The sequence below is a fragment of the Marinobacterium stanieri genome (assembly GCF_900155945.1).
Lineage (GTDB): Bacteria > Pseudomonadota > Gammaproteobacteria > Pseudomonadales > Balneatricaceae > Marinobacterium > Marinobacterium stanieri.
Map to the genome: position 1 here is coordinate 975,067 of NZ_FTMN01000001.1, position 21,131 is coordinate 996,197.

General features: G+C 58.5%; 19 protein-coding genes. 7 read left to right on the forward strand and 12 right to left on the reverse strand.

The window, feature by feature from the left end; genetic code table 11:
- Positions 1–19: 19 nt before the first annotated feature.
- The 4 genes from BW956_RS04505 to BW956_RS04520 all read right to left on the reverse strand — a co-directional run bounded on the left by BW956_RS04505 (position 20) and on the right by BW956_RS04520 (position 3,060).
- Positions 20–607: a Maf family protein gene (locus BW956_RS04505; RefSeq protein WP_029511055.1), complete on the reverse strand. Its 588-nt coding sequence runs from the start codon at positions 605–607 to the stop codon at positions 20–22.
- A 5-nt stretch (positions 608–612) separates the two neighbouring features.
- Positions 613–1,101, reverse strand: a complete 489-nt coding sequence (mreD, locus tag BW956_RS04510) for a rod shape-determining protein MreD (RefSeq protein ID WP_010322875.1) — start codon at positions 1,099–1,101, stop codon at positions 613–615.
- Entirely contained in the window at positions 1,094–1,903 is an 810-nt protein-coding gene (gene mreC / locus BW956_RS04515; protein ID WP_010322876.1) for a rod shape-determining protein MreC, read from the reverse strand. The genes mreD and mreC overlap by 8 nt, the downstream gene beginning before the upstream one ends.
- Positions 1,904–2,022: 119 nt before the next feature.
- Positions 2,023–3,060 (reverse strand): rod shape-determining protein, encoded by a 1,038-nt coding sequence (locus tag BW956_RS04520; protein ID WP_010322877.1) that lies wholly within the window; start codon positions 3,058–3,060, stop codon positions 2,023–2,025.
- 200 nt (positions 3,061–3,260) lie between these two features.
- Here BW956_RS04520 and gatC point away from each other — a divergent pair, with 200 nt between their 5' ends.
- The 3 genes from gatC to gatB are packed head-to-tail and all read left to right on the forward strand — an operon-like array spanning position 3,261 to position 6,490.
- A complete protein-coding gene (gatC, locus tag BW956_RS04525) occupies positions 3,261–3,548 on the forward strand; it encodes an Asp-tRNA(Asn)/Glu-tRNA(Gln) amidotransferase subunit GatC (protein WP_010322878.1) in 288 nt (95 codons plus the stop codon).
- Between the two features lie 27 nt (positions 3,549–3,575).
- Positions 3,576–5,033: an Asp-tRNA(Asn)/Glu-tRNA(Gln) amidotransferase subunit GatA gene (gatA, locus tag BW956_RS04530; protein ID WP_076461150.1), complete on the forward strand. Its 1,458-nt coding sequence runs from the start codon at positions 3,576–3,578 to the stop codon at positions 5,031–5,033.
- Positions 5,034–5,035: 2 nt separating this feature from the next.
- Positions 5,036–6,490, forward strand: a complete 1,455-nt coding sequence (gene gatB, locus BW956_RS04535; protein ID WP_076461152.1) for an Asp-tRNA(Asn)/Glu-tRNA(Gln) amidotransferase subunit GatB — start codon at positions 5,036–5,038, stop codon at positions 6,488–6,490.
- Positions 6,491–6,549: 59 nt separating this feature from the next.
- On the opposite strand, the gene BW956_RS04540 is transcribed toward gatB, so the two are convergent.
- Genes BW956_RS04540 through BW956_RS04550 form a run of 3 tightly spaced genes read right to left on the reverse strand, consistent with a single transcriptional unit; the run spans position 6,550 to position 10,867 of the window.
- Positions 6,550–9,666: a CHASE2 domain-containing protein gene (locus tag BW956_RS04540; protein WP_076461154.1), complete on the reverse strand. Its 3,117-nt coding sequence runs from the start codon at positions 9,664–9,666 to the stop codon at positions 6,550–6,552.
- A 41-nt stretch (positions 9,667–9,707) separates the two neighbouring features.
- Entirely contained in the window at positions 9,708–10,415 is a 708-nt protein-coding gene (locus tag BW956_RS04545) for an OmpA family protein (protein WP_083702926.1), read from the reverse strand.
- A 5-nt stretch (positions 10,416–10,420) separates the two neighbouring features.
- The gene (locus BW956_RS04550; RefSeq protein ID WP_076461156.1) at positions 10,421–10,867 is read right to left on the reverse strand and encodes a FecR family protein; all 447 of its coding nucleotides are present in this window, start codon (positions 10,865–10,867) and stop codon (positions 10,421–10,423) included.
- 379 nt (positions 10,868–11,246) lie between these two features.
- Between BW956_RS04550 and BW956_RS04555 the strand changes: the two genes are divergently transcribed.
- Positions 11,247–11,837: a malonic semialdehyde reductase gene (locus BW956_RS04555; protein ID WP_076461158.1), complete on the forward strand. Its 591-nt coding sequence runs from the start codon at positions 11,247–11,249 to the stop codon at positions 11,835–11,837.
- 76 nt (positions 11,838–11,913) lie between these two features.
- On the opposite strand, the gene BW956_RS04560 is transcribed toward BW956_RS04555, so the two are convergent.
- Both BW956_RS04560 and rpe read right to left on the reverse strand, forming a co-directional pair.
- Positions 11,914–12,594 (reverse strand): phosphoglycolate phosphatase, encoded by a 681-nt coding sequence (locus tag BW956_RS04560; RefSeq protein ID WP_076461160.1) that lies wholly within the window; start codon positions 12,592–12,594, stop codon positions 11,914–11,916.
- Positions 12,594–13,268 (reverse strand): ribulose-phosphate 3-epimerase, encoded by a 675-nt coding sequence (gene rpe, locus BW956_RS04565; protein ID WP_076461162.1) that lies wholly within the window; start codon positions 13,266–13,268, stop codon positions 12,594–12,596. Before rpe ends, BW956_RS04560 begins: the two co-directional genes overlap by 1 nt.
- Before the next feature lie 101 nt (positions 13,269–13,369).
- Between rpe and BW956_RS04570 the strand changes: the two genes are divergently transcribed.
- A complete protein-coding gene (locus BW956_RS04570) occupies positions 13,370–14,428 on the forward strand; it encodes a DUF3530 family protein (RefSeq protein WP_076461163.1) in 1,059 nt (352 codons plus the stop codon).
- Here the strand turns inward: BW956_RS04570 and djlA are convergent, their stop codons facing one another.
- From djlA to BW956_RS04585, 3 genes are read right to left on the reverse strand one after another with little or no spacing between them, the layout of a single operon-like run.
- Positions 14,429–15,247: a co-chaperone DjlA gene (gene djlA, locus BW956_RS04575; RefSeq protein ID WP_076461165.1), complete on the reverse strand. Its 819-nt coding sequence runs from the start codon at positions 15,245–15,247 to the stop codon at positions 14,429–14,431.
- Positions 15,248–15,256: 9 nt separating this feature from the next.
- Positions 15,257–15,943 (reverse strand): N-acetylmuramate alpha-1-phosphate uridylyltransferase MurU, encoded by a 687-nt coding sequence (gene murU / locus BW956_RS04580; protein WP_076461167.1) that lies wholly within the window; start codon positions 15,941–15,943, stop codon positions 15,257–15,259.
- Positions 15,940–16,977: an aminoglycoside phosphotransferase family protein gene (locus BW956_RS04585; RefSeq protein ID WP_076461168.1), complete on the reverse strand. Its 1,038-nt coding sequence runs from the start codon at positions 16,975–16,977 to the stop codon at positions 15,940–15,942. Before BW956_RS04585 ends, murU begins: the two co-directional genes overlap by 4 nt.
- Before the next feature lie 120 nt (positions 16,978–17,097).
- On the opposite strand from BW956_RS04585, the gene BW956_RS04590 reads away from it, so the two are divergent.
- Both BW956_RS04590 and BW956_RS04595 read left to right on the forward strand, forming a co-directional pair.
- Positions 17,098–19,854 (forward strand): LPS-assembly protein LptD, encoded by a 2,757-nt coding sequence (locus BW956_RS04590; protein ID WP_076461170.1) that lies wholly within the window; start codon positions 17,098–17,100, stop codon positions 19,852–19,854.
- Positions 19,841–21,130: a peptidylprolyl isomerase gene (locus BW956_RS04595; RefSeq protein ID WP_010322892.1), complete on the forward strand. Its 1,290-nt coding sequence runs from the start codon at positions 19,841–19,843 to the stop codon at positions 21,128–21,130. The genes BW956_RS04590 and BW956_RS04595 overlap by 14 nt, the downstream gene beginning before the upstream one ends.
- Position 21,131: the final 1 nt, after the last annotated feature.

Genomic DNA, 21,131 nt, shown 5'->3' on the forward strand with positions numbered 1-21,131 from the left:
TCTTCCTCTTGCTGCTCTCTCAGGTTGCGGGGGCATGCCAGATCGGTACTGCAAATGATCCAAGCAGGCGGGCTGTTTCCATCAATGGTAACCCGACTACTGCAGAGTAACTGCCTTCCATGCGGCTGACAAATACGGCACCCATTCCTTGAATCCCGTAGGCACCTGCCTTGTCGGCAGGTTCGCCGGTATGCCAATAGGCCCGGCATTGATCTTCATTCAGTGGCTGAAACTCCACCTCGGTGATCACGGTCTCGACCGCTTCTCGCTCACCCTGTACCAGCGCCACCGATGTCATCACCTGATGCCGGCGCCCTGACAGGTGCATCAGCATGCGCACCGCATCGTCCTCATTCTCGGGCTTGCCGAGAATATGGTTATCCAGAGTCACCGTGGTATCCGAGCCAAGATAGACGGCATCAGACCCCATCAGCTGCTGACAGGCACGCGCCTTCTCAAGCGCCAGCCTGGCCACATAATCAGCCGGCGCTTCCTGTGGCAAAGGCGTTTCATCAATATCCACAGGGCGGCACTCAAACCTCACCCCGATCTGCTGTAACAATTCACGTCGTCGTGGCGAGGCCGAAGCCAGAATCAATGTGGACATAGGCATTATTTCAGATAGAAAGTGTGTCGAGTGGCGCGCAATAACAGAAACAGCCAGGGCCATACCAGCGCACTGACCAGTGACGGCAGCAGAAACAGCAGGGAGTTTCCGGTGGTGCCAGTCATGCTCTGCATCCAGTGGAACAGCAGCTGGTTGATCCCCACCAGCACCAGCACCATGAAGGATTGCTGCCACAGCGGGAACATGCGCAAACGCTTGTAGAGCAACAGCACCAGGAAAGCGATCAACGTCAGCGACAGGGCGCTCAGACCCAGTACACTGCCACGCACCACATCCAGCAGCACGCCAATGGCAAAGGCACTGCCCATCCCCACACGGTGCGGCAACGCCATCACCCAGTAGATCAGAATCAGCACCACCCATTCAGGTCGCGCCCATACCAGCATGTCCGGCAATGGCATCTGGCTCAGCACCATTCCGACCAGGAAGGTGGCGAAGATGATCATGCCGCCGCCGCGCGACTCATCACTCATGCTCAGGCTCCGCCTGGATCTGAGACAGTTCGGAGCGGTAATCGACCAACAGCAGGTATCGACTGCGGTCGAGACGCGCGGTGGGTTCAGCCTTGATCAGCTTGAACGGGCGACCGGGGTCACGAATCACCTCAACCACACGGGCAACCGGATAGCCGCGCGGGAAACGACCGCCCAGCCCGGAGGTCACCAGCAGATCGCCCTGCTGGATATCCGCCGTATCAGGAATGTGCTCCATTTCCAGCTCACCCAGCGTGCCCTTGCCCAGGGCAATGCCCCGAAAGCCGTTACGGTTGATCTCAACCGGGACCGCAGAGCGTGCATCGGTGATCAGCATCACGCGGCTGGTGTAGTGCGACAGGTTCACCACCTGCCCCATCACGCCACCGGCATCCAGCACCGGCTGGCCGACAAACACCTGATCTTCCAGGCCCTGATTGAGGATCACCTGATGCTGGAAGGGATCTGGATTCACACCGATCAGCTCCACCAGGCGACTGGGCGGGTTAAGGCGTTCACCGGCCTTGAGCAGTTCACGCAGACGGATGTTTTCAGCAGTCAAGGCAGCCATCTGCTGTACCTTGCGCTCCAGAATCATCGCTTCGGATTTGAGGGTTTCGTTTTCACGTACCAGGCTGGCACGGTTGACCACTACACCGGAGAGGCTGTCCGCCACACGCGCAGGAATATCCACCACCCACTGCAGAGGGGTAGTCACCAGTGACAACCAGGCACGGCCTTCCTTCATGCGCGGCCAATGCAGGTCTGCCACCATCAACAGGATGGCCAGCAGACACAGCAAAATGAACAGACGACGCGGTCGACCACCTCGGAAGATCGGTTTAATACCGCACCTCCTGAGCGCTTGTCAGGCGATACCCTTGACCGCAGACAGTCAGAAACAGCCAGGGCAGCATGCCGTTACTCGTAGGTCAGTAGTTCGAACGACTGCTTGTCCAGCATTTCCAGCGCCTTGCCGCCGCCACGGGCAACACAGGTCAGCGGATCTTCTGCAACGATCACCGGCAGGCCGGTCTCTTCGCTGACCAGACGATCAATGTTACGCAGCAGCGCGCCACCACCGGTCAGCACGATGCCGTGCTCGGCGATATCGGCCGCCAGTTCGGGCGGGCACTGTTCCAGCGCGCTTTTCACCGACTGCACGATGGCCGACAGCGGCTCCTGCAGGGCTTCGAGAATTTCGTTGCTGTTGAGAGCAAAACTGCGCGGGATACCTTCAGCCAGGTTACGACCTCGCACATCGATCTCCAGCACTTCGCTGGACGGATAGGCAGAGCCGATCTCCTGTTTGATACGCTCGGCTGTCGCATCACCAATCAGGCTGCCGTAGTTGCGGCGCACGTAGGTTACGATCGCTTCATCGAAGCGGTCACCACCGACACGCACAGACTCGGCGTACACGATACCGTTGAGGGAAATCACCGCGATCTCGGTGGTACCGCCACCGATATCCACCACCATGGAGCCACTGGCTTCTTCCACCGGCAGGCCGGCACCGATTGCAGCCGCCATGGGCTCTTCAATCAGATATACCTCGCGGGCACCGGCACCGATGGCCGATTCCTTGATGGCACGACGTTCAACCTGGGTGGATTTGCAGGGCACACACACCAGCACACGCGGGCTGGGTGTCATGAAGCTGTTGTCATGCACCTTGCTGATGAAATACTGCAGCATCTTTTCGGTTACATGGAAGTCAGCAATCACGCCATCTTTCATCGGGCGGATGGCCGTAATATTGCCCGGCGTACGGCCCAGCATGCGTTTGGCGTCGGAACCTACGGCGGCAACAGATTTCTGGTTACCGTTGACACGAATGGCCACTACGGAAGGTTCGTCCAGGACGATGTCACGATCACGTACGTAGATCAGTGTGTTGGCTGTTCCCAGATCGATGGAAAGATCACTTGAGAACATGCCTCGAATTTTCTTGAACATGCTGACTGTAGATACCCTGAAATTGGCTGAAGTGGTGACAAGCCTAAAAGCAACCAACTCTAACAACGGCAGGGATTTTGGGCAAGGTACAAACATGCTATCTTATGCGCCATTCACCCTTTCCAAATTCAATCGCTGCGGGGCCTGTGGCATTCAGCCAGCCTTCAGCGGACAGACTGATCAGAGCGAGAAGCGGACCTATGTCACTGGACCGATCCGAAGTGGAACAGATAGCTCATCTGGCACGCCTGCAGATCGATGCGGCCGATATCGACAGCTATAGCGATTCATTGAACAGCATCCTGAACCTGGTGGATCAGATGCAGGCCACCAATACCGACGGTGTTGAACCCCTGGCACACCCTCTGGATGCCGTGCAGCGTCTGCGCGCTGACGAAGTATCCGAGGTCAACCAGCGTGAAGCCCTGCAAGCCGTGGCTCCGGCCACCGAGGAAGGTCTCTTCCTGGTACCCAAAGTCATCGAATAATCCGCCTTCAGGTTCAAGGACACTGACATGTTTGACAAAACACTTGCCGAGCTGGCCCAGGGGCTGGAGCGCGGCGACTACAGCAGCACCGAGCTGACGCAGGCCTACCTGCAGCGTATCAACGCGCTGGACAGCCAGTACAACTCCTTTATCACTGTTACTGAAGAACAGGCGCTGGCCCAGGCCAAAGCCGCCGACGAAGCCCGCGCAGCCGGCAACGGCGGCGCCCTTTGTGGTCTGCCGATCGCACACAAGGACCTGTTCTGCACCCAGGGCGTGCGCACCTCCAGCGCTTCCAAAATGCTGGATAACTTCGTATCCCCGTACGACGCGACCATCGTCAGCCGCCTGAAAAATGCCGGCACCGTGACGCTGGGCAAGCTGAACATGGACGAATTCGCCATGGGTTCCTCCAACGAGAGCAGCTTCTACGGCCCGGCCCGCAATCCCTGGAACACTGACTGTGTCCCTGGTGGCTCCTCCGGCGGTTCTGCTGCGGCTGTAGCGGCACGCCTGACTCCGGCCGCAACCGGTTCCGACACCGGTGGCTCCATCCGTCAGCCTGCAGCCCTGTGCGGCATCACTGGCCTGAAGCCGACCTATGGTCGCGTGTCCCGTTACGGCATGATCGCCTTTGCCTCCTCGCTGGATCAGGCCGGCCCCATGGCCCAGACTGCTGAAGACTGCGGCATGATCCTGAATGCCATGGCCGGTTTCGACCCCATGGACTCCACCAGCGCCGAGCGCGACATGGAAGACTACACCGCCGAGCTGAACCAGCCGCTGGCCGGTCTGAAGGTCGGTCTGCCCAAGGAGTATTTCTCCGATGCGCTGGACGCCGGCGTTGCCGAGCAGGTCCGCAATGCCGTCGCCGAATTCGAAAAACTGGGTGCGACCGTGAAAGAGGTCAGCCTGCCCAACACCGAACTGTGCATCCCGGCCTACTACATCCTGGCCCCGGCTGAAGCCTCTTCCAACCTGTCCCGTTTTGATGGCGTGCGCTACGGCTACCGCTGTGAAGACCCGGCCGACCTGGAAGACCTGTACAAGCGCAGCCGTGGTGAAGGCTTTGGAGCCGAGGTCAAGCGCCGCATCATGGTCGGCACCTACGCCCTCTCCGCCGGTTACTACGACGCCTACTACAACAAGGCACAGCAGATCCGTCGCATGATCCAGCAGGATTTCGTCAACGTGCTTAACGATGTTGATGTCATCATGGGCCCGACTACGCCGCAGACTGCGTTCAAGCTGGGCGAGAAGAGCAGCGATCCGGTCTCCATGTATATGGAAGATATCTTCACACTGTCACTGAACCTGGCGGGCCTGCCCGGCATCTCCGTACCCTGCGGCCAGAGCAACGGCCTGCCGGTGGGTCTGCAGATCATCGGTAACTACTTTGCCGAGTCCAAGCTGCTCAACGTGGCGCACCAGTTCCAGCAGGCAACTGACTGGCATAAACAGATCCCGGCCGGAGTGGAGGTGTAATCATGGAATGGGAAGTTGTTATCGGCCTGGAAATTCACGTCCAGCTGTCGACCAAAACCAAGATTTTCTCCGGCGCCAGCACCGCTTTCGGTGCCGAACCGAACACTCAGGCCTGTGCCGTTGACCTGGCCCTGCCGGGCACCCTGCCGGTGTTCAACGAGAACGCCCTGCGCATGGCCGTCATGTTCGGTCTGGCCGTAAACGCCGAGATCGGCAAGCGCTCTGTATTCGAGCGTAAAAACTACTTCTACCCGGACCTGCCCAAGGGCTACCAGACCACTCAGCTGGCCGAACCGATCGTGGGCCCGGGCTTTGTTGATATCGAAACCGAAGAAGGTGTTCAGCGCCGTGTTGGCCTGCATCACGCCCACTTGGAAGAGGATGCGGGCAAGTCCCTGCATGAGGACTTCCACGGCATGTCCGGTATCGACCTGAACCGTGCCGGCACCCCTCTGGTGGAGATCGTATCCGAGCCGGATATGCGTTCCTCCAAGGAAGCCGCCGCCTACGCGCGCAAGATCCACGCGATTGTGACCACGCTGGGCATCTGCGACGGCAACATGGCCGAAGGCTCCATGCGCTGTGACTGTAACGTTTCCATCCGTCCGAAGGGCGAGGAGAAGCTGGGTACCCGTACCGAGCTGAAGAACATCAACTCCTTCCGCTTCATCGAACGCGCCATCGATACCGAAGTGGCACGTCAGATCGATCTGATCGAAGACGGCGGCACCGTCGTGCAGGAAACCCGCCTGTACGACCCGGACAAAAACGAAACCCGCAGCATGCGCTCCAAGGAAGAAGCCAACGACTACCGTTACTTCCCCTGCCCGGATCTGCTGCCGGTCATCATCGATGACAGCTACATCGAAGCGATCCGCGAAACCCTGCCGGAACTGCCGGACGCACGTCGTGAGCGCTTCATCAGCGAATACAACCTGTCCGAATATGACGCTGGCGTCCTGTCCGCTTACAGCGCTCAGGCCGACTACTACGAGCAGGTGGTGAAGCTGTCCGGTGATACCAAGCTGTCTGCCAACTGGGTAATGGGCGAACTGGCCAAGTTCCTCAACCAGAACGACACCGATATCAAGGACAGCCCGGTCTCTGCCGAACAGCTCGGCGGCCTGCTGGTTCGCATCAAGGACAACACTATCTCCGGCAACATCGCCAAGAAGGTGTTCGAACTGATGTGGAGCAAGGGCGGCACCGCTGACGAGATCATCGAGGCCGAGGGCCTGAAACAGGTTACCGATACCGGCGCCATCGAGAAGATCGTCGACGAAGTGATCGCCAACTCCGAGAAGCAGGTGGAGCAGTACAAGGCGGCCGAGCCGGACAAGCGCGGCAAGATGATCGGCTTCTTTATGGGTAAGGTCATGAAAGCCACCGGCGGCAAGGCCAACCCGGGTGCCGTTACCGGTATTCTCAAGCAGAAACTGGACGCGCTCTGCGACTGATCCCTATCGACTGCAGACGTCTGAAGCCGGCTCCCTGAGCCGGCTTTTTTATGCCCGCATCACCCCAGATACTGACTGATATCCACCTCGTCGATCTGGTCTTCGCTGAGGAAGCGCTCCGCATACTGTTTGTAGATGCCGGAGGTAAGGAACAGGTCAAACAGGTCCGGATCGATATGCTGATCCTTCTTGAAGAAGCTGAGAATTCGGATCGACTCGGACAGGGTTTTGGCTTTCTTGTAAGGACGATCGGATGCGGTCAGCGCTTCAAATATGTCGGCAATGGCCATGATCCGGGCCGGAATCGACAGTTCATCCCTGGTCAGCTTACGCGGGTAGCCAGTGCCGATCAGGGTTTCATGATGGCCACCCGCAATTTCCGGAATCCGGCTCAGATTGGGCGGGAACGGCATCTGCTCCAGAATAAATATCGTCTGGATGATATGTTCGTTGATTTTGAAGCGCTCTTCGGCAGTTAATGTCCCGCGGCTGATCACCAGATTATGCAGCTCGCCGTGGTTGTAGAGGTATTCGGGAATCTCCATTTTAAAGCCGAACTTCTCATCCAGCGCCGCAGTCGGTGGCCGCTCAACCAGATGCTCGGGCCGATCACTCAGCAGGGGCTCAGTGACCGGGAGCCTTTGCTCTTCCTGATTCCCCAGACGTTTGCGCTCATCTTCAGACAGGCCCAGAGAGTTATCGAAATGACGCGTCCAGGTCTGGCTGCCAATGGCATGAATGCGGTCAATCTTGTCCTGCTCGAGAAATTCACCACCTTCGTTACACTTGGCCAGAAAAGCAAAGTCGTCCAGCAGCTGCTGTTTGCGTGCGGCAAAAACCCTGTCAGCCTCCTCCGGTTCAACGCCGCGCTCATGGATGGCCTGGAGCCGCTCAATCCGGGCGTCTCTCAACAAGACTTCAAAGCGGGTACGCACCTCATGAATGCGGTTATAGATGGTTTCCAGCTTGGTGGCCTTATCCACCACATGCTCAGGCGTGGTCACCTTGCCGCAGTCATGCAACCAGGCAGCAATGGTAAATTCCCGCCATTCATCCTCAGTGGTCAGGGCAAAATCTGCCAGAGCCCCCTCACGCGTCTGGTTGGCAGCCTTGCACAGCATGATGGCCAACTCAGGCACGCGCTCACAGTGGCCGCCCGTGTAAGGGCTCTTGGCATCAATGGCGCCAGCGACCATCTTGATCATGGCGTCGAGCATTTTTTCCTGAGCTTCGACCAGATCCTGGTTCTCGATCACCACCGCCGTTTGCGTGGCCAGGGCATCAACGAAGTGCTCATTCTTCGGGTCAAAATTGACCACATCACCACTGATGGGGTCGAGCGCATTGATCAGCACGACGACGCCCCCCACCGTTTTATCCGAGAGCAGCATGGGTACGACCAACAGGGAACGTACAGACTTGCCCGAGCGGGTGGTCAGCCCGGACCAGCGCGCCGTCATCAGCTCAGTATCCCCGGGGCTCAATTGAATCAGGCCCGCTGCGGTAAAGGCACGTCCTAAAACACCCGACTGCTCACTGGCCGCTTGCAAGTCGATCACTTCTTCCCATTCCGCTTGCAACCCTCGCTGATGCACGGCGGACAGCTTATTGTCTTCCGATTTCAACAGGATCACCGAGGCTTCACAGGGCGTAATTTCATCCACACCGTCCAGCGTCATCTCCAGCAGGGCATCGCGGTCATGCACACGCGCCAGCGCGATCCCGTTCTGCACCAGTCGCGCCAGTCGTGCCTGGGCCTCTCCCAGGTTATCCAGCAGGGTGTTGATGATGAAAATACCCAGTACCAGCGAACTGCCAATGACCACGCTGGTTGCCGAGAACAGAATGCCCCAGGACCAGAAGGCAAAATAACCCAGCCCCATCATCAGACCGGCAAAGGCAAGAACAGCAGCAAAACTCAAGGCAGGATGAAATTTCAGCACTGCCCCGACCCAGCTTTCCGGCCGCGGGGCAAACCAGATCAGCAATAACCCTGCGGATGCGATCATCAGGATTTCCACCCAGGGCATCCAGCCAGGCCGCTTGAGAAGTGCGCCATCAAACAGGGATTCAACCAGCTGGGCATGAATTTCCACCCCGGGCACCTGCTCACCCAGTGACGTAAAGCGCATATCGGGCAGGCCGGCCCCTGTCAGACCAATCAGGACCAGCTTGTTCTCCAGCATGACCGGATCAAAGTTACCGCTGAACAGATCTGATGCGGACAGGTAACGCGCACCCGTGGTGGCAATCGGGGCATAGTGCAACCAGACATCCGTGTTGTGCTGAGGCTTTATTGCAAGATCCGCGACCCTGACTTCATCCACACCGGTGCGGCTTGAGGTCACTTCAATGGCTTCCGAATAGGTTGCAACCCGCAGCATTTCCAGCGCCAGCGTAGGAACCAGTTCGCCGTTTACGGCCATGATCAGCGCCAGCTTTCTAACCGGTCCTGCCGTCCCCGGAACGCTCAGCAGCGCCTGGCCAGCAGCGGCCTGCTGCAATTCGGGCAGACTGGCCAGCACCTGTGGATAATTCGTCACAAACGGCAGCGGATCAGCCCCTTGAGTACTAACCGGTATGGAAAACAGCTGGTCTGTTGTGGTGTAGGTGGAAAAGCCAAACCCGGCCGCCCCCAGCACCGAACGTGTACTGCTCAGGGCCATGGATAGCTGAAAATCACTTGAGGGCAAGGCATTAAGCTCTTTCAGCAGATAGGTTTGCTCCGGTGCCAAACGGCTGGCCAGCTTCTCGATGGAGTTTTGATCCGGCTCCGGCATGTAGAAATCCAGCCCGATCGCGGCAGGTTCATAGAAATCGAGCGTATTCACCAGTTTGGCCAACACATCCCGCGGCCAGGGCCATTGACCAAATTTCTGCAGGCTTTTTTCATCAATGGCGACGACTGTAACCGGCTGACTTTGCGGCTCACGGGGTGAAAACTGCTGATAGGAGTCAAACAGTGCGGCCTGTGCACTTTCCAGAGGGGAATGCAGTACCGCAACCGTCTCCGACAGCCAGGCCGGATAACGTTCCTGCACGGGCTTTGGCAGGGCATGCAGGGTTTCGGCAATCACGATAACCAGCAACACAATAATGGCCAGCGGTCGCCCTCTGGCCACTCCCAGCAGCTGCCTCAGTCCGGATCGGCTATTGGTCAGACTGACATCTTCCATCCTGGGTTAGGTCCTCTTTACCGGAAAAGCCAAGCCGCCGGCTAGCGAATGCTGATCTCGACCCTGCGGTTACGCGGTTCGTCGACCCCGTCTGACGTTGCCACTTCGGGTTCCCGTTCACCACGACCGGTCACTTCCATCATATCCATGGGAATGCCTTTTTCGTTCAGCACCTTGGCGACGGTCTGCGCCCTCGCCTTCGACAGGCGGTCGTTTGCCAACAGGGAACCAACACGGTCGGTATGCCCAACGATCCGGATTTCCGGAGCCTTGCGTTCTTCCAGACTGGCGGACAACCGGGGGATCATGGCCAATGAATCCGGTGTCAGCTCGGTGGCAGAACCTGAAGTAAACCTCAGCGTAAAGGTTTCAGCGGGTAAGGGTTGTTGCTGCAACAGCTGGCCGAACCTGGAGCTGACCTCTTCTGAACTGGCGGCACTTTCCTCCAGCTGCCCCTCAGTCCCCTGGTAAGCAGCACCATAGGCCGTATTCAGGGTCTTGCTGCCCCCCTCTGACATGACAACGACAGCCCCGACTTCACCACTGGCGTCCGGCAACAGAATGACACGATTCATGGCATCGCAGCCCGGCTGCAGGGTGTTTGCCTGAACACCCTGCTCCACACAATTCCCTGCATTGTCCCGTACCGGCAACCCATTTGAGCTGGTCCAGTATTGCCCCGCATGGGCTGAGCTCAGGCAGCCAAACACAAGCGCAGACGCAATCAGTTGTTTACAACGCACATCCATGTCCCTTACTCCCCGGCTGCTTCAAGAATGAATTCGGTACCGCGTACCCCGATTGTCATGGTCCCGGTGTTATAGGTCACCGATTCGGGGTTTGCCTTGGCCAGCTGACCGGATATTACCGCCAGCCTGCCCTTTTTAAGGCTGGCGTTGAGCCGACCCTTGTGAGTGGTGGTATCAAAGCTGAAGGCATCAATTACCAGGGTGGAATCCGGCGAGGCCGTAAGACGGGTGTTATCTCTCAAGGTGATGCCGGCAAAACTGTCAGGTGCCGTGACCACCCTGTCCCCCTGCATCACGGCTCCGCCTATCTGAGCCACTTCTTTCACACCGGCACGTTCAACATGCACAGTGCCATTCACCACTTTAAACGTGCCGGCGCGTTGCTCCGCCTGGACGGGAACGGCAGCACAGAGCGCCACTAAAAGGCAGGTCATCATTCCTGGTTTGATCATATTCTCCCTCGTGCTATTCGCTTGTGGTGACAGGCACAGCAGCAATCGCTGCACAGGCACAGTTCTGACCCGGTCAGCAGGTCGGACAGGTATACAAAGACTCACACAGATGTGCAGTGGGGGCTGAGTAACGTTTAGCACAGAGTTGTGAATTTGGCCTGCTTTTTGTTCGCAGGTGCAGCAATACCTGTACACGGATTCGCCGCTGAGGTCGCGTAACCATAAGGGATAGAACCCGAGAGCCAAAAAAACCTGAGGTGATCAATTTTTTTGATCAAAAGCGTTTACTGGGTTCGGTTTTTACACAGCGAGCAAACACCTAAAGTGTCCACATTCAATCGAACAACGCCGTTTCCCCTTGCGGCCAGGAGTACTTTCAGTGAAACCAGCATTGAACCAGAACGCACTTGATCAGCTATTTTTCCAGGCACACAGCTATAACCAGTTTACTGATCAGGCTGTCTCAGAAGAGACCATTGAGCAGCTGTACGACCTGCTGAAGTGGGGGCCGACCTCCATGAACACGCAACCTGCCCGCTACCTGTTTCTGCGTACCCCCGAAGCGCGAGAGCAGCTGTTACCCGCGCTGATGGACAGCAATGCCGAGAAAACCCGACAGGCTCCTCTTACGGTCATCATTGCCTCGGATACCGAGTTTTACGAGCACCTGCAGACCCAGTTCAAGGCGTACGATGCAGCTCCAATGTTCCGTGAAAACAACGCGCTGGCTGAAGCGACTGCCTTTCGTAACAGTTCCCTTCAGGGGGCCTACCTGATGCTGGCCGCACGCGCCCTGGGCCTGGATGCCGGTGCCATGAGCGGATTCGACCCCGAAGCGGTTAACAAGACTTTCTTCCCGGACGGGCAGTGGAAAGTAAACTTTATCGTCAATCTGGGCTACGGCGCTGAAGGCGGTCATCACCCTCGCGGCGATCGACTGAGCTTTGAGCAGGCGGCTCAGATTCTTTAACACCCGCCGGCCAGTCACAGGCGCGCACAAAAAAGGGAGGCTCGACGGCCTCCCTTTTACGCATAACTGACGCAACTCACATCAGCTCGGCAAAACTATCCACAACCCGATCCGGCGAGCAGTTTTCCACCGGCTCGCCATGGTTGTAGCCATAACTGACACATACCACCGGACAGCCGGCCGCACGGGCCGCGTCCACGTCGTTACGCGAATCCCCCAGCATCAAGGCCTGCTCAGGCGCACAGCCTGTAGCCTCAAGCACGCTCAGCAGCGGCAAGGGGTCCGGTTTTTTCACCGGCAGACTGTCGCCACCCAATACCTGATCGAAGTACTGCTCGATTTTCATCGCCTTCAACAAGGGAGTGGTAAAGGCCATCGGCTTGTTGGTCACCACCGCCATGGGCACCCCCGCCTGCTGCAGGTGGATCAACAGCTCTTCAACCCCCGGATAGAGCCGGGCGTAGCGGCCGTTGCTCTGGGTATATGCTGCCAGAAATACCTCAAAGGCCGCCTGGAACAGTTCAGGCTCAAGTGATTCTTCAGTCGGGTGCATTTCACCGGTGAGTGCACGCTTAACCAGTACCTGGGCACCATTACCTACCCACTGGCGTACCCGCTCTTCACCGGCTGGCTCACGCCCTATGGCCTGCAGCATATTATCCACAGCAGCCGTCAGATCCAGGGCACTGTCGACAAGCGTGCCATCCAGATCAAACATCACCCGTTGTGGCAACGCGCCATCAAACAGATTGCGCATCAGCCCGCCGCCTTGGCCAGTTCGGCACGCATCTGGGCGATGGTCGCGGCATAATCATCAGTGTTAAAGATGGCGGAACCGGCCACGAAGGTATCAGCCCCTGCCGCCGCGATATCAGCAATATTGCCAATGCCAACACCACCATCCACTTCCAGACGGATATCCAGACCGCTGGCATCGATGCGCTCACGTACCTGGCGCAGCTTGTCCAATGTGGTCGGAATGAATTTCTGACCACCGAAACCGGGGTTTACGGACATCAGCAGAATCATATCGACCTTATCCATAACATGATCCAGATGGTGCAGCGGCGTCGCAGGGTTGAATACCAGGCCGGATTTGCAGCCACCGTCACGGATCATCTGCAGCGAACGGTCGATATGTTCGGATGCTTCCGGGTGGAAGGTGATGTAGGACGCTCCCGCCTTGATGAATTCACTGATCATATGATCGACCGGCTTCACCATCAGGTGTACATCGATGGGGGCTTCGATGCCGTAGTCACGCAGCGCCTTGCAGACCATCGGACCGATAGTCAGATTGGGCACGTAATGGTTGTCCATCACATCGAAGTGGACAATATCGGCACCGGCCGCGAGGACGTTTTCAACTTCTTCACCCAAGCGGGCAAAATCGGCGGACAGGATGGAGGGAGCAATCTTGAAATCGGCCATGGGAACTCATTGACTGGTTAATTATGCAGCTATTGTACCCAAGGCAGGCGGCGGATTCAGCAATGCTTGCGAGCCGGAGCCCGTGCATCGATAATCGCCTGATGCGTACACTAATTCCAGCTTTGCTTATCTCCCTGCTCACAGCCAGTCATCCTCTTATTGCGGCGGAGGATGGCGAGCGCGCGCAGGCCGGCGTCACCAGCCTTGAAGATCAGCTGATTGAAGCGCTGGACAGCAGCTATGAACTGCTGGAGCTGGATACCGGCGATGACCGCTATTCATTGGTGTTCCGCCCGGCCATGACGGCCAATGCCCTGGGTAACCTGTTGCTGCTGCCCGATACCGGCAGTGCTGAAGCCTGGCTGGAACAGTCTCGTGCGCTGGCCGCCTACCTGCCGGAACATGGTTGGAACCTGATGATCGTGCAGCCGCCGCTGCCACCCGCCCCATCACTGCCGACAAGAACACTTCCGGTTATCAAACGCCTGAATACAGCACCGGCGACCGCCACTGAGGATACTGACGCTGGCGCAGCAGCCCCTGCGCCGGCGCCAACCGCCCCGGCCGAAACAACCGATGCGGCTGCGGAAAATGAGGCACAACCTGAACAGGCACAACCCTTCCCCGACCGCTACAACGCCCGCTTTCAGGCTGCCTGGGCAGAACTGGTACAGCGCGGCAGCGGCAAGCAAAAACTGGTGTTGGGTATTGGCAGCAGCTCGACCTGGGCGGCGCAGTTTGCACTGGCACGTGGAGAGGATATTGATCTGGCGGTACTCAACCCTCGCCCGACGGCTGCAGCGCCCGAGGGCCTGGGAGAGCTGATGATCAAGCTCAAGGAGCGTACCCTGATCGACCTCTACTACCACCCTCTGCCCGGCTACCCGGATGCGGAGCCGGATGCCCGCCAGCGCCGCCTGCTGGCACAGCGCGAAGGGCTCAGTCGCTACCACCAAAGCCGGTTACCGGGCGTATTCAGGGGCTGGAGTGCTGATATGCCCTGGATGACACGCAAGGTACGCGGAGTGCTGGAACGTATTTATCTATCTGACGAGGCCGAGCCCGAAGGCCAGGCACCACAGGTTCCCCAGCTGCAACCGCCACAGCCCCCGGGAACACGCCCTCAGCCACAGCCGGCCAAGGGCCCCAGTAGCGTCTGATCAACGCATGTTGCGTGATGCCTTGATACGGTCGTAAGCCGCCTGGATCTCCTGGGTCTTCTCTTTCGCCAGCTGAATCATGTCTTCCGGAACACCCTTGGACATCAACTTGTCCGGGTGGTGCTGGCTCATCAGCTTGCGCCAGGTTTTCTTCACCTCGGCATCAGAGGCATCGGGACTGACACCCAGCACGCCGTAGGCATCCTTCAACAGGCTGGCTGAATCAGCCCCCGGATTGGCATGCCCCTGCCAGGAATGCTGACGAAAGGCTTCCTCCGCGCGCATTCTCGACATCAGCAGTTCCACTTCCTGCTGAGTAAACTGCAGCTGTGTAAAGACCTGCTGCAACACCGCCTGCTCGGCCGCACTGATTTCACCATCCGCCATGGCAGCCTGCAGCTGAATTTCCACGAACATCAGCTTCACCGCCGAGCGATTCCTGAGCATCAAGGCCAGCGGGCGCAGCACTTCAGCCACATCAAAATGTTCTTCCTTGCCTTCAGAGAAGAAATCGATCGCTTCACGGCGACGTGCATCGCCAAGGCCCATTCGCTGCATCACCTCGCGGGCAAAACGGATTTCCTGCTCGGAAACACGGCCATCGGCTTTGGCGATCTTGCCCATCACCGTAAAGGTGGCGCGGAAGAACAGCTGCTGCGGGTTATAGGCCTGCAGCTTCTTGCTCAGCCCTCGCTGCAGCAAAAAGCCAACGGCGCCGCCCAACAGCAAGCCCATGGGGCCACCCGAGAGCAGACCAATCAGACCGCCGACAATGGCACCACCACGGTATTGCTTAAGTTGTCCCAACAGGGAGTCCATAGTGTCTCCTTATATAACTCCAGCCTTGAGCCGCTCATCCAGCACCGACAGGCGCTCCGGTGTCCCTACATCTTCCCAGTATCCCTGCAGCCGGCTTCCGGTAACAGCACCCACCTGCATTTTTTCCCGCAATAGAGGCGCCAGGGCAAAAGCATCCGCTTCAATACCGTCGAACAGCTCCGGGGTCATCACGCTGATGCCGGAGAAGGTCAGCTTTTCAGCACCATCCTCTTTGACCAGACCATCGCTATGCAGCGCAAAATCCCCCTCGGCATGCCAGGGCGGGTTGGCAGTCAGAACCAGATGAGCACCGCCCAGCGGCGGCTGCAGATCGACCAGGGGCTCCAGCGGGTGCGTGCTGAACAGGTCACCGTTCAGCACAATAAACGGAGCAGCTCCCTGATCACACAGCAGTGGCAGCGCCTTGCGAATACCGCCCCCGGTTTCAAGCGGTTCCGACTCGGGAGAGTACTGGATTCGGGCTCCATAGCGCTCCCCCGTACCCAGATATTCCTCAATCTGCTGCCCCAGCCAGGCATGATTGATCACCAGGTCAGTGACACCAGCCGCGACCAAACGCTCGATGTGATACTCGATCAGGGACTTGCCGCCCACCTTCAACAGTGGCTTGGGCGTATCCAGCGTCAGCGGCCGCATCCGGGTCCCCAGACCGGCCGCCAGAATCATCGCCTTCATGCCTGCCACCAGTGCTCCAGTGACTGGCCGGCAAAGCGTGGATGAGCTTCAAACGCCGGGATGACACGTTTTTCCAGCCAGCGGGTAAAGGTATCCAGCTCTTCATAACGTGCTGATGCTCGGTAGAGATATGACAGGGTGCGCGGCAGGTCATCCAGGTAACCTTCCTTGCCATCACGCAACCAGAGGCGACTGAAGATACCCAGTACCTTGATGTGACGCTGCATGCCCATGAGATCAAACTGCTGCTGGAACAGCCCCTGCTCGGCCACCTCAATTCCGTCTTTCAGCAAGCGCTGACGGAAGGCTTCAACCCAGAAACGCACCTGCTCATCCGGCCAATCGACGTAACAGTCACGCAATAGCGAGACCAGGTCGTAGGTCACAGGGCCTTTAACGGCATCCTGGAAATCGATGGTGCCCAGCTCGCCATCTTCGAGCAGCATCAGATTGCGCGAGTGATAGTCTCGGTGCACGCTTACCTGCGGTTGCCCCAGGGCAGATTCGATCAGCAGTCGCCCGACCAGACCCTGCAGACGAAACTCTTCATCGCTCAATTCCAGCCCGAGAAAACGGGTCAGGAACCACTCAGGGAACAGTGCCATTTCATTGGCCAGCATCACCGGCTCATAGGGAGGCAGCTGCGGGTTGGTAGTACGCTGAATCTGGCGCAGCAGCTCGAAGGCACGGCTGTATTGCTGTTCGACATTGCTGTCGTCGAGCTCCGGTAACAACAACTGGTCACCAAAGTCTTCCAACAGCATGAATCCCTCTTCCAGATCACTGGCGATAACGCGAGGCACACGGACACCCTGCGCCAGCCAGCCCTGAGCGATGGCCACGAAGGGCGCACAGTCCTCATGTTCGGGCGGTGCATCCACGGCGATCCAGCTGCCCTCTGCGCCGCTGGCACGGAAATAACGCCGGAAACTGGCATCACCCGATACCGGCTGCAACACTTCGTCAAGCGGCACATCCTGGTCGCTGGCCTGCTGTTGTACCCACTGTGAAAGCTGTTTCAGCCTCTGACCCATTCGCCTTTATCCTCTAGCACTTGAACTTGTGAATGCTTTATCATGCGTGGTTCGATATGGTACTCGACTTACGGGCCGCCATGAAACAGGCCCGGCCGCAACCGGATAGCGACTCTTCTAATGCCCTTTGACACCCGAGCAGGATTCAAACTGAGCTTGGCCATTGCTGCAGCCCTGGGCAGCCAAGGCCTGCACGCCCAGAATACAACGGAACGCTTGTGGAGCTGTGACCTGGCCCCCGATGGCGAATGGAAATGCGACGTCAATGAAGCGGCGATGAAAGAGCAGGAAGCCGCTGCCGAAGCTGCGGCCTCTGCAACGGTTAAAGAGCCCCCCGAAGAACCCGATACCAACACGGCCAAAGCGCCCGTCGAGCCTGCACCTGCACCAGCACCAGCAAAGGCAACTGCTGATACAGTCGCTGACGAACAGAGCACCCGCGTCCGTATCGCGGAGAAGCGCCGCACCCAGGAAGCGGACCTGAAACTCAATGCCAGCGGGCCAGATGAGTGGAACTGCGTCGCGGATGGCGATAGCTGGGCCTGTAAGCAAACGGCATCCCGGGTATTGCAAAGTGCACCCTTGCCATCGCCTCGCAAGGCGGTCGTTTTGGCCCCCGAGCAGGCAGCTTATCTGGACTGGTATCCCTACGCCGCCGGCGAGACAACCGGAGCCTGCACAGGCCGCTATATCCAGCCCGAACTGGATTACCTGCAGGATGACCGTCCGCTGGACCAACAGCCGGTTCTCATCGACGCCCTGAACTCCAGCGCTGCACTGGACGGCCTGACCACTCTGGAAGGTGGCATCCAGATCCAGCGTGGTGGCCGCATGATCAGCAGTACCCGTGGCGAATACAACCGCGAAACCAACCAGGCCCGCCTGTTTGGTGAAGTACGCTATCGCGAGCCCGGTTTCCTGCTGCTGGGTGAACAGGCAGATGCCGACATGCTCAGCGGTGATACCCGCTTCCACAATGCCCAGTACGTCATGCATGAAGAACACATGCGCGGGCAAGCCAGCCGCATTACCCGTTTTGGCGATAACCGTGTACGTCTCGATGAAGGCGCGCTGACCTACTGTGAACCGGGCAGCAACGCCTGGCAGCTGGCGGCCGACTCCATTGTGCTGGATCCGGAAACCGGCCGCGGCGTTGCACGCCACGCCAGCCTCGATGTAATGGGCGTACCCGTTCTCTATACGCCCTATCTGTCTTTCCCCATCGATGACCGCCGCCAGTCCGGTTTCCTGTACCCCAGCATCCGTTACTCCGCCAGCAACGGGATCGATCTGTCGGTACCCTACTATTTCAATATCGCCCCCAATGTGGACGATACGCTGACGCCCCGTTATATCGGTGAGCGCGGCCTGCTGCTTGAGAACGAACTGCGCTACATGAACAGCTGGTCGTCCAACCGCCTCAGTACCGCCTGGATGTCCAATGACGACAAGCTGGGCGAAGACCGCTGGGTGCTGGGCCTGAACCACAACGGTGAACTGCTGGATAACCTCTACAGCCATGTGGACTTCACTCGCGTCAGCGACGATGACTACTACGAAGACCTGAGCACCAGTCTTGAAGTGCAGCGTGATGACCACCTGGACCAGCGCCTGGACCTGACCTACCGCCAGCCCAACTGGAACCTGTACTTCAGCACCCAGAGCTACCAGACCATCAGCGGTACCACACCCTACGAGCGCCTGCCGCAGCTGCACCTGCAAGGCTGGGAAAGCTACCTTGGAAACGCGCTCAACCTGGATTACGACGCCGAGTTCGTACGCTTCGACCGCGACCTGGACAGCCGTTATGCGCCCAGCGTAAGCGCCAATGATGTCCATGACCGTACCACCGGTGACCGTATTCACCTGGAGCCGCGCCTGAGCCTGGCACTGGACCGTCCCTGGGGTTACCTGCGGCCAAGTGCCGGTCTCTGGTACAGCCAGTATGACCTGGAAAATGACAGCTTCGATATCGATGCCCGTCCCAGTGTTGCTGCCGGGCTGGTGAGCCTGGATTCCGGCCTGATGCTGGAGCGCGGTTACAACACCGACAAGGGCACCTATACACAGACACTGGAGCCTCGCCTGTTCCTGCTGCACGCCAGTGCCGAAGATCAGGACGATGCGCCCATTTTCGACTCCAGCGAACTGGATTTCACCTACTACAGCCTGTTCCACACCACCGGCTGGAGTGGCAACGACCGCATCGCAGATACCTCCCAGGCCAGCCTGGGTCTGTCCAGCGCGCTGTATTCCAGCCAGGGACAGGAAGTGATGCGTCTGGCGGCGGCTCAGGCCTACTACTTCAGTGATCGTGATGCCGCGGCACTGCGCCCGGGCGATATTACCGGCCGGGAAAACAGCACCAACCTGGCGACTCTGGCCAGCTGGTCACCGCTGCCCAACCTGCGCCTGAGCCACAACGGTGAAATAGATCGCAACAGCTACGACCTGCTGGAACAGAACTATAAGCTCAGCTTCCGCCCGGGTGACCGTCGTCTGTTCTACTTGAGCTACCGTGACAACACCCGCAAGAAGCCGATCGATGGTAACCAGCAGCTGGACATGGCCTTCCGCTGGCCGATCAATAACCAGTGGACCGGCTACGGCCGCTTGCAACAGGATCTGGATGCCAGCGAGAATCTTGAAACCCTGCTGGGGATCGAGTATTCAAGCTGTTGCTGGAAAGTACGCCTGACTGGCCGTCGCTGGGTAGTTGACCCGGACAGCATCGATACAGGCGAAGCATTCGAAACAGACAATGGCGTTTTCCTGCAGTTTGTCCTGCGTGGCCTCGGCTCTTTTGGGCAGGACCAGGGCAGTGAATACCTGAAGGAAGTTACCGGATATGACGAGGATGAAGATGGCACTTTCTAAATTTGCACGCCCCCTGCTGGGCCTGCTGGTGATGACAGCTCCCCTGAGCATGGCCAACGCAGAAGTGCTGGACCGAATCGCTGCGGTGGTCAACGAAGGCATCGTATTGCAAAGCGAGCTGGATCAGCGCACGGCACAGGTTCGCCAGCAGGTCGCCGCCGGCAATGACACCCGCCTGCCACCCGAAGATGTGCTGCGTGAGCAGGTACTGGACCGCCTCATTCTGGAAAGCCTGCAGGTGCAGATTGCCGAACGCCAGGGTATCCGCGTGTCCGACAACCAGCTCAACCAGGCCATTAACCGCATTGCGGAACAGAACGGCATGACCCTGAGCCAGTTTCGTGATGCCCTGATCGCCGAAGGCCAGGACTATGCCCAGGCCCGTGAGCAGATTCGCCGTGAAATCCTGCTGACCCAGGTGCAACAGGGCAGCGTCAACCGACGCATCAGCGTGTCTGACCAGGAAGTACAGAGTTTCCTGGATTCCGAGCTGGGCCAGCAGCAGGTGCAGGCCGAATTCCAGCTGCGCAATATTCTGGTTGCCCTGCCCGAAGGCGCCAGCCCCGAGATGATCCAGAAGGCAGAAGCCAAGGCCCTGCGCCTGAGTGAACAGCTTGATGCCGGCACCGATTTCGCTGAATTGGCCATTGCCGAGTCCAATGCACCCAACGCCCTGCAGGGCGGCGAGCTGGGTTGGCGCAAGGAAACCGAGCTGCCAACCGCATTGGCTGACGCCATCGCCAAACTGGGCCCGGGTGAAATCAGCAAACCGATCAAAACACCGGGCGGTTTCCACCTGCTGAAAGTGGAAGACAAGCGCGGCGGCAAGGTGCAGCTGGTCGAACAGACACAGGTTCGCCACATCCTGCTCACGCCTAACGAAATCCGCAGCGAGGCCCAAACCCGCCGCGAGATCAACGACCTCTACCAGCGCCTGCAGGAAGGTCAGCCGTTTGATGAACTGGCCCGTCGCCACAGCGATGACAGCGCCAGCGGCTCCCAGGGAGGCGAACTGGGCTGGACGCAAAACGGCCAGATGGTGCCTGAGTTCGAGCAGGTCATGAACACCACCGCAGAAGGTGAAATCAGCCGCCCCTTCGAGTCCCGTTTTGGCTGGCATATCCTGCAGGTGCAGGATCGCCGTACCCAGGATCTGGGTGAAGAGATGCTGGAAGCCCAGGCACGCAATACCATTCGCCAGCGCAAGTTCAGTGAAGAGCTGACCAACTGGCTGCGCGAAATCCGTTCCCAGGCCTACATCGAGCGTAAGATCTAAC

What these genes read in the sequence shown, in the direction of transcription:
- gatB (WP_076461152.1), top strand. Translation starts at nt 5,036, where the DNA reads ATGGAATGGGAAGTTGTTATCGGCCTGGAAATTCACGTCCAGCTGTCG.
- BW956_RS04570 (WP_076461163.1), top strand. Translation starts at nt 13,370, where the DNA reads ATGCGTACACTAATTCCAGCTTTGCTTATCTCCCTGCTCACAGCCAGT.
- gatC (WP_010322878.1), top strand. Translation starts at nt 3,261, where the DNA reads ATGTCACTGGACCGATCCGAAGTGGAACAGATAGCTCATCTGGCACGC.
- BW956_RS04590 (WP_076461170.1), top strand. Translation starts at nt 17,098, where the DNA reads ATGCCCTTTGACACCCGAGCAGGATTCAAACTGAGCTTGGCCATTGCT.
- BW956_RS04520 (WP_010322877.1), bottom strand. Translation starts at nt 3,060, where the DNA reads ATGTTCAAGAAAATTCGAGGCATGTTCTCAAGTGATCTTTCCATCGAT.
- murU (WP_076461167.1), bottom strand. Translation starts at nt 15,943, where the DNA reads ATGAAGGCGATGATTCTGGCGGCCGGTCTGGGGACCCGGATGCGGCCG.
- mreD (WP_010322875.1), bottom strand. Translation starts at nt 1,101, where the DNA reads ATGAGTGATGAGTCGCGCGGCGGCGGCATGATCATCTTCGCCACCTTC.
- BW956_RS04550 (WP_076461156.1), bottom strand. Translation starts at nt 10,867, where the DNA reads ATGATCAAACCAGGAATGATGACCTGCCTTTTAGTGGCGCTCTGTGCT.
- BW956_RS04585 (WP_076461168.1), bottom strand. Translation starts at nt 16,977, where the DNA reads ATGGGTCAGAGGCTGAAACAGCTTTCACAGTGGGTACAACAGCAGGCC.
- BW956_RS04560 (WP_076461160.1), bottom strand. Translation starts at nt 12,594, where the DNA reads ATGCGCAATCTGTTTGATGGCGCGTTGCCACAACGGGTGATGTTTGAT.
- rpe (WP_076461162.1), bottom strand. Translation starts at nt 13,268, where the DNA reads ATGGCCGATTTCAAGATTGCTCCCTCCATCCTGTCCGCCGATTTTGCC.
- BW956_RS04545 (WP_083702926.1), bottom strand. Translation starts at nt 10,415, where the DNA reads ATGGATGTGCGTTGTAAACAACTGATTGCGTCTGCGCTTGTGTTTGGC.
- gatA (WP_076461150.1), top strand. Translation starts at nt 3,576, where the DNA reads ATGTTTGACAAAACACTTGCCGAGCTGGCCCAGGGGCTGGAGCGCGGC.
- BW956_RS04540 (WP_076461154.1), bottom strand. Translation starts at nt 9,666, where the DNA reads ATGGAAGATGTCAGTCTGACCAATAGCCGATCCGGACTGAGGCAGCTG.
- BW956_RS04595 (WP_010322892.1), top strand. Translation starts at nt 19,841, where the DNA reads ATGGCACTTTCTAAATTTGCACGCCCCCTGCTGGGCCTGCTGGTGATG.
- BW956_RS04505 (WP_029511055.1), bottom strand. Translation starts at nt 607, where the DNA reads ATGTCCACATTGATTCTGGCTTCGGCCTCGCCACGACGACGTGAATTG.
- djlA (WP_076461165.1), bottom strand. Translation starts at nt 15,247, where the DNA reads ATGGACTCCCTGTTGGGACAACTTAAGCAATACCGTGGTGGTGCCATT.